This window comes from Pseudoalteromonas sp. TAE56, assembly GCF_000497955.1.
Taxonomy (GTDB): Bacteria; Pseudomonadota; Gammaproteobacteria; order Enterobacterales; family Alteromonadaceae; genus Pseudoalteromonas.
In genome coordinates this window covers 1-7,146 of the sequence record NZ_AUTN01000096.1, presented here as the reverse complement: position 1 = coordinate 7,146, position 7,146 = coordinate 1, and the positions used below count along the sequence as shown (strand labels likewise).

At 38.1% G+C, this 7,146-nt stretch carries 4 protein-coding genes and 3 pseudogenes; 5 read left to right on the top strand and 2 right to left on the bottom strand.

Translation table 11 applies throughout. The features are described 5' to 3' along the window. A partial coding sequence (locus tag L656_RS0109980; protein WP_024594931.1) for an AAA family ATPase occupies positions 1-753 on the bottom strand: 753 nt, incomplete at its 3' end. Between the two features lie 13 nt (positions 754-766). After that, complete coding sequence (locus L656_RS0109975) at positions 767-1,150, bottom strand: response regulator (protein ID WP_002960883.1); 384 nt, start codon at positions 1,148-1,150, stop codon at positions 767-769. A gap of 529 nt (positions 1,151-1,679) precedes the next feature. On the opposite strand from L656_RS0109975, the pseudogene L656_RS01000000122160 reads away from it, so the two are divergent. The 5 genes and pseudogenes from L656_RS01000000122160 to L656_RS0109950 all read left to right on the top strand — a co-directional run bounded on the left by L656_RS01000000122160 (position 1,680) and on the right by L656_RS0109950 (position 7,108). After that, positions 1,680-3,004: pseudogene (locus L656_RS01000000122160) on the top strand (hypothetical protein). A gap of 152 nt (positions 3,005-3,156) precedes the next feature. Continuing rightward, positions 3,157-4,460: pseudogene (locus L656_RS01000000122155) on the top strand (ABC transporter substrate-binding protein). Between the two features lie 146 nt (positions 4,461-4,606). Next, a complete protein-coding gene (locus L656_RS0109960; RefSeq protein ID WP_024599097.1) occupies positions 4,607-5,479 on the top strand; it encodes a carbohydrate ABC transporter permease in 873 nt (290 codons plus the stop codon). Positions 5,480-5,481: 2 nt separating this feature from the next. Beyond that, positions 5,482-5,962: pseudogene (locus L656_RS01000000122150) on the top strand (carbohydrate ABC transporter permease); the annotation flags it as partial. A gap of 162 nt (positions 5,963-6,124) precedes the next feature. Then, positions 6,125-7,108 carry an IS110 family transposase gene (locus L656_RS0109950; protein WP_024599096.1) on the top strand — a complete coding sequence of 328 codons (984 nt, stop codon included), beginning with the start codon at positions 6,125-6,127 and terminating at the stop codon, positions 7,106-7,108. Positions 7,109-7,146: the final 38 nt, after the last annotated feature.

The window sequence follows — 7,146 nt, the reverse complement described above, 5'->3', positions numbered from 1 at the left end:
CCTAGCCGCTTTAGCCAGAGCCATACTAGCACGAGGTGATAACGATGATGCAAAAGCGTTGCTTGTGCGTGTGTAATTAACAAGCTCTATAATGTAGTCAATAACCGGGCTACTTAAAGTAATTTGGCTTATCTGGGATTGAATTGCCGCTAACTCTTGTTGGTTAATACGCTTAGGTAATTGGCTGTAATCTCGTTTTTGCATATTCAAAATTAAGCGTTTTTCGGCTTCTTTAGGTGGAAAACCTAAGCTAATGCGCATTAAAAATCGGTCTAATTGCGACTCAGGTAACGGGTAGGTACCTGATTGATAAAGCGGGTTTTGTGTTGCTATCACAAAAAATGGATTTGGCAGCGTATATTTTTTTCCATCAACTGTCACTTGTTGCTCTTCCATTGCTTCAAGCAACGCACTTTGTGTTTTGGGCCCTGCGCGGTTTATTTCATCTGCTAAAACTACTTGGCTAAAAATAGGGCCTTTATGAAATGTAAAACTGTGCTCAGTAGAATTAAACACATTAGTACCCAAAATATCAGCAGGGAGAAGATCACTGGTAAATTGTATACGCTGATACGATAAGCCTAACACAGCTGACAATGCATGAGAAAGAGTGGTTTTTCCCATGCCAGGCAAATCTTCAATGAGTAAATGCCCTTCGCTAAATAAGCATGTAAGTGCCAGTTTTATTTGTTGTTGTTTACCAAATATAACACTCGAAAGATCGTCTATAATCGCAGTAACAGTACTATGCATGCTAACCTTATTATTATTCTATTATTTCAAGACGCTTCATTACAGTGTCTACTTTTTTTGTATTAAAAGGTTTTGCAATAAAACCTTTAGCGCCCATTTCCCACGTGTTTTGTACGTTTTCGAGACTATTGTGGCCCGAACACATAACAACATGAGTGTGCGGGTAAGCACTATTAATGTATTCCAATATCTCTGCACCGTTAGAGTCTGGTAAATCTACATCTACAAATATAACGCCTGGCGGTTTATTGTCCATAATAGGTTTGGCAGAGCTAAAATCAGCACTTTCTAATATATCTTCAAACCCTAAGTCAGTTAAAATTTGGTTTAGATAATCACGAATTTCCTTAACGTCATCAATAATGAGGATGGGCTCTAGCGGGCGAACAAATTCCATATGTAGGTTACTTCTATTTTGAATACATCTAAGTGCTTTAATACTAAGCTAACCCCATCATAAGCTCAAGAACGTTACTTAAAAAACACCAATAAATAAACTGTTTATAGGTTTGCCCAACAACGTATTTTTAAAGGATTATCTGCTCTCATATCTTCTACTAACTTATATTTTCATTAATTGTAATGAACAATAATGACGTATTCATAAGAAATTCCTTAATCCAATACAACATTCCATCAAAATTTGATGTAACAAATTTGCTACTTAACTTATTGATTCAAAAATATTTACATATGAATTCGATTTTTTGTAAACGTTTTGTAATAAAAAATCGTTGACCTTCTAAATTCATTCTGTGATTATACTCAGAAGGTGGGCTTATGCTCGCAAGTGCAGTTTCATTAACCACTTAATTTTTTGCTCAGTCAGCCTCATCTATACACACTGAATTAATACCAATTTCATTAAATGAAAATGCAATTTAATAAAGTTGGCATCACACACCACACTAAATAAAGAGCTTATTATGTTGAATAATAAAAAGACTAAATTTGCAATTTCTCTCATAGCGGCAGCTATGGCTACATCAGCACAGGCTGATATTTCTGAATATTTAGATCGCGTTGACGTAGACTTTTTACTAATGCAAAACTTTCAGTCAATTCAGGCTAAAGATGGTGCATTTCGTCCAGAAGATGAGAAGAACAAGAATCAGGATTTGGCCGTATTAGAGCTAATCTAATGCTTAAATTTCATATTAACGAGTTCATCACTGCCGATATAGATATTGCAGAAGAGCCTAATGACTTTGGTGGCGAAGATCGTGACTTTTCATTTCACAACGATTTTGCAGGTGTTGAATTTGACTTACTAGGTCTATATGGCACACCAAAAGAAAACGCTAATTTAACACTGCGTTTAGGTAACATTGGTGGCTCACCTTTTCAATTTAAAGGTTTTCAAGACGGCGCAGATAACCAAAGTAATGCACTTATTGGTAATGGTATTACCGATTACGCAACCGCAGAAAACGGCGCACAGTTAAGCTATAGCGAAACATTCGATAGTGGTGTCGTACGTGCTTATAATGTTACAGGTCACATTACGACTTCTAGTTTCGGTGAAGCGTTTCAAGAAGACAGAGGTTACAATTACCGACTTCAAGGTACTCTAGAATTTGAAGGTGGTTTTAAAGCAGGCTTAAATTTATTAAAAGCGAATCAAGGCGACCAGTTACGTTTTGAAAATGGTGTAGCCAGCCTTGATGGTGTAACTACAACAAACTATCGCTTCGGCGATGGTGAAAACTACAATTTCTCAGCGTCACCTTCAAACGAGCGTGACACACATGTTGGCGCCATGCCTGGCCTTGAGCAATCAATTATCCAGTTAAATTTAGCTTATCAACCATCTGACGAAACTAGCTTAATTTTTATGATTGGTAAATCATCTGATGATTATACGTTCGCAGATGCAGCTGGTAATGCAGTTGCCGGTATTACCTACTTTGGTACAAACGGCATAGCTGATGAAAACGGCACTACTTTTGATTCAAACAGTGTAATAGAAGGCGACTCATCGGTTGAGTACTTCGTGTTTGAAGCACAACAATAATTAATCCCTAAAAAACTATATGTAGCGGCTCGTTATGCAGAAGCCGAAAACACTTCCGACTTAATTGAACAAACAGACAACACAGTAGAGCGTATTCAAGTAGCTGCAGGTTACTGGTTTAACGATAAAACGCTTTTAAAAGTTGAGTATGTTAACCAAGAAGAAGGTGTTAATTCGGGCGGCCAAATCGGTAAAGGATTTGACGGCTTCACTTCTGAGATCTCTGTTAAATTTTAAGTCGTTAACCGACTAGTCTAACTATTTGTACAAAGAACCTAAAAAGGCACTTTGCGGGCAGTTTTAGGTTTTAAAACTGCCATAAATAGAATTGGCAATAGATTAAAATTTAATAGCACTTGTTAAAACATAACGTGTATGGGGAATACCCGATGAAAAATAAATTAATTATGCTCGCGTGTGGCTTCATAAGCATGGGCGCTGCGGCAAAAGAAACAATTACAATAGCGACTGTTAACAACGGTGACATGATCACCATGAAAGAATTAAGCAGTGACTTTACCAGCCAAAACCCTTATATAGATCTAAAATGGGTCACTCTAGAAGAAAACATTCTTGGCCAACGTGTCACAACCGATGTAGCAACAAAAGGCGGCTAATACGATGTTATGACCATAGGTACTTATGAAGTACCAATTTGGGGCAAGCAAAATTGGCTAAAAGAGCTGGATAATTTAGGTGAAAACTACGATTTAGACGATTTAATCCCAGCAATCCGAAGCGGTTTAACGATTAACGACAAACTTTATGCTGCCCCATTTTATGGCGAAAGCTCAATGGTTATGTACCGCACTGACTTAATGGAAAAAGCAGGGCTGACAATGCCTAAAGCCCCAACATGGGACTTTATACGCAAAGCTGCTAAAGCGATGACAGATAAAAAAGAAGGTGTTTATGGCCTTTGTTTACGTGGTAAAGCAGGTTGGGGCGAAAACGTTGCGCTTATTACAGCAATGGCTAATTCGTTTGGTGCTCGTTGGTTTGATGAGAATTGGAAGCCACAGTTTAATACTCAAGAGTGGGAAAATACCCTTCAGTATTATGTCGATGTAATGAAAGAGTCAGGACCTGCTGGTTCATCTGCAAACGGGTTTAACGAAAACCTTGCACTATTCCAAACAGGAAAATGTGGTATTTGGATTGATGCAACCGTTGCAGGCGCATTTGTTACTAATAAAAAAGACTCAGAAGTTACCGATAAAGTAGGGTTTGCACTTGCGCCAGATAATGGTCTAGGTAAACGCGGTAACTGGTTATGGTCTTGGACTTAAGCCGTACCGGCAAGCAGCAAAAACCAGATGCCGCAATGAAATTTATTAGCTGGGCGACATCAAAAGAATACACTCAACTTGTAGCTGACAAAAAAGGTTGGGCAAAAGTACCGCCAGGTACACGTAAATCACTTTACAGTAATCAAAAGTACATGGACGCAGCACCGTTTGCGCAAATTACCTTAGATTCTATCTAATCTGCAGATCCTAAAAATCCAACCGTTAAACAGGTGCCTTATGTAGGTATTCAGTTTGTTGCTATTCCTGAGTTTCAAGGAATTGGTACAGCTGTTGGGCAACAATTCTCAGCAGCATTAACTGGCCAAATGACCGTTAAGCAAGCGCTTAGTACGTCTCAGCACCTCGTTGAGCGAACAATGCGTAAAGCTCGCTATCCTAAATAGCATGTAATGGGCTGGTAAGTACTCAAACTTACCCAATATTTTATGTCAATTCTATTTACTTGTTAGTTATAAACGCTATCAAGGGTTTCTGATTTTCACTTGATAGTTAACAAGTAAATAGAATTGGCTTTTTTAAGGTCACCTTTATGGCAACAACTAACTCGCGCACGCTTGCTCGGTTTATGCTTCTTCCAAGTGTAATTTTATTACTAGCTTGGATGATAGATCCGCTGTGTATGACACTGTATTTTTCTTTTATTGATTACAACTTACTCGTTCCAGGGGATAAAGAGTTTGTAGGCTTTTTAAACTATGAATTTTTCCTAACTGATCCGGCTTTTTTTGAATCATTTTTTAACACGCTCTACCTAGTAACTGGGGTTTTACTTATCACTATTTGTGGTGGTATTGGCTTAGCTATTTTACTAGACCAAGCAATATGGGGACGAAACTACGTTCGCATTATGGTACTAGCCCCATTTTTTGTAATGCCAACTGTGTCGGCATTGGTATGGAAAAACATGCTAATGAACCCAGTTAATGGCTTATTTGCACACTTTGCTATTTGGCTTGGCTTTGAACCTATCGACTTTTTTGCTCAAATGCCGCTATTTTCAATCATCATAATTGTGTCTTGGCAGTGGTTACCGTTTGCAGCTTTAATACTGCTAACAGCAATACAATCACTCGACCGTGAACAATTAGAAGCGGCTGATTTGGACGGAGCTGGCCCATTTAGTAAGTTCTTTTACATCGTTTTACCGCACTTATCGCGCGCTGTAACTGCGGTTATATTAATCGAAACTATATTTTTACTGTCAATTTTTGCTGAAATATTAGTTACAACCAGTGGCGGTCCTGGTTATTCGTCAACCAATATAACGTACTTAATTTATACGCAATCGCTACTTCAGTTTGATGTAGGCGGCGGTTCGGCAGGGGGCATAGTTGCAGTTATTATTGCAAATATAGTCGCTATATTTTTAATGCGCTTAATTGGCAAAAACTTGGAGGGTTAATTATGACTATAAAAGATAGCCGTCGTTCCAAACTAATTTATACCAATGCTGCATGGACAATAAGCGGCATGATTTTGGACGTTAATCACCAGTTTTAAAACGGAAGCCGAAGCAATTTCAGCAAGCCCAAGCTTATATGCGTTTGATTGGACGCTCGAAAATTACCGCGATGTACTGTCGCGCTCGCCATACTTTAACCATTTTTGGAACTCTGTAGTTATATCACTAGGTTCAAGTTTACTGGGGTTATTAATTGCGGTTCCTGCTGCGTGGTCTATGGCTTTTGTACAAACTAAAAAAACAAAGCACTTATTAATGTGGATGCTTTCAACCAAAATGTTACCACCAATTCCGATTTATTTATTGTTTCGCGACTTTGCATTACTCGATACAAAATTAGGTTTGGTTATTGTAATGACACTCATTAACTTACCAATAATGGTATGGATGCTTTACACCTTGTATCTCTCATTGATTAATGATTAGCTATCATTTATCACATCGAAGTCAGTGAGCTTGCCTTTACGCCTAGTATTTAATACTGCGCCGTAGATAAAGCCCTGACTTTCTATTCTCACAAACTGAATGGTATCCAAGCACACTTTTTTTAAGTAGATGCTGTATGTACAAGGGGAGTAAGTAGAGATGATGTTTATCGGCATTGATATTAGTAAAGAGAAGATTGATTTATCGTGGTTGAGAGACCAGCTTACAAACAAAATTAAAACAAAAGTCTTTAAAAACAAGCATCAAGACTTTTTAGCAATAGAAAAATGGCTTTTAAATACAACTAAAAGCGCTGCTAATGAGCTCGTTATCACCCTCGAACCAACGGGTGTTTATCATGAAGCACTGATGTATTTTTTACACGAGCAAGGCTTTAATATTATTTTAGCGAATCCCGGTAAAGCTAAAAAGTATGCAGACGCTTTAAACATAATTCATAAAACAGACAAATCTGATGCAACGATGCTTGCTCATTACGGCTGTGCTAAGCACGCAGTCGTTAGTTATTGGCAACCTGATGCATTAGAAGTTAGAGAGCTTAAAGCCCTTATCCGTCGTTTAGATGCGCTTGAGAGTAACCGACAACGAGAAGCTAACCGATTAGAAGCAAGTGAATTCAGCAACGTTTCCGCGCGTGTTTGCCAATCGATAAAAGTAACTATCGCGTTTTTAGATGACGAAATTAAACAGCTTAAATCTGACATTGATAACCACATAGATAATGAACCTGATTTAAAAAGAAACAGGAAACTACTTGAGTCTATCCCTGGCATAGGGCCCGTATTATCGAGAGAGCTGACGTATTTATTTGCGGCTAAAAAATTTAATAAAGCCAAAGAAGCGGCGGCTTATTGTGGATTAATTCCACGGCATAATGAATCGGGTAAATTAAAAGGGCGAACATCAATCAGTAAACTTGGGCCAGCCAGAATTCGATGTAAACTTTATATGGCGGCCATTGTTGCAGGGCAATGGAATAAAACAATAAAACGACATAAGTTAACGTTAATAAATAATGGTAAAACACCGATGCAAGCTGTGTGTGCAAATATGCGAAAGCTCATTCATATATGTTTTGGTGTAATAAAAAACCAAGAAGCGTTTAAGCTCCAAGAAAGTTAAATACGACCTTGAAGCTTAAAATGAGAGATGGTATCTAC